The organism is Aeromonas sp. 604176 (genome assembly GCF_049170755.1).
GTDB classification, from domain to species: Bacteria; Pseudomonadota; Gammaproteobacteria; order Enterobacterales; family Aeromonadaceae; genus Aeromonas; species Aeromonas veronii_A.
This window is the reverse complement of the sequence record NZ_JAAKNE010000289.1, coordinates 1-884: the sequence shown is the minus strand read 5'-3', so window position 1 is coordinate 884 and position 884 is coordinate 1. Positions and strand designations below refer to the sequence as shown.

2 protein-coding genes are annotated in these 884 nt (G+C 59.7%); both read left to right on the top strand.

All coding sequences use genetic code 11. The features are described from left to right. A partial coding sequence (recO, locus tag G5358_RS21415; RefSeq protein WP_421324918.1) for a DNA repair protein RecO occupies positions 1–708 on the top strand: 708 nt, incomplete at its 5' end. An 84-nt stretch (positions 709–792) separates the two neighbouring features. Continuing rightward, positions 793–884, top strand: a 92-nt coding sequence (locus G5358_RS21410) for a pyridoxine 5'-phosphate synthase (RefSeq protein WP_421324919.1), incomplete at its 3' end; no start/stop codon positions are given.

The window sequence follows — 884 nt, the reverse complement described above, 5'->3', positions numbered from 1 at the left end:
CTGACTCCGGCTTTCGTCATCCACAGTCGGCCCTATCGGGAGACCAGCCAGCTGGTCGAGGTCTTCACCCAGGATAGTGGCCGATTTACTCTGGTGGCTCGCGGTTCTCGCGGGCCACGCTCCCCTCTCAAGGGGCTGCTGCAACCCTTTACCCTGCTTACCATCGCCTGGCGCGGCAAGGGGGATCTCAAGAACCTCACCCAGGTCGAATGCCCGGATCACTCCCTGCGTCTCGGCGGCGATCGCCTCTTCTACGGCCTCTATCTCAACGAGCTGGTTTACTACCTGCTGGAAGCGCACACCCCGTTCCCCGAAGTATTCGATGCCTATGCCCGTGCCATCATGGCGCTGGCCGATGGCGAGACGCCGGAGCTGCCGCTGCGTCGCTTCGAGTTCCTGCTGTTGCAGGCGCTCGGGTATGCTGTGGATTTCGAATACACGGCGGACGACGAGTCGCCCATCGAGCCGAACTTGCTCTATGGCTTCGAGCGTGAATTGGGCTTTGTTGCTTGCGAGCGGGCGCCGGATCCCCGTACCCTGTTTCTCGGTGCCCACCTGCTCGCCTTTGCCGAGGGACGTTTCGATACACCTCCCTTGCTGCAGGCGGCCAAACGTTTCAGCCGATTGGCACTGCAACCCTATCTGGGCAAGCGCCAGCTAAAGAGCCGGGAGCTGTTTTTAAAACGCAAAGCCAGTATGCAAGGCTGACACAGATTACAGACATACGGATATTGGCGCGGTGTGATTCGCTGACCGCGCAGTCAACAGATGAAGCCTTTCAAGGAGTTCTCAATGAGTGAAATCTATCTGGGTGTGAACATCGACCATATCGCCACCCTGCGCAACGCCCGTGGCACCCAGTATCCGGATCCGGTACAGGCCGC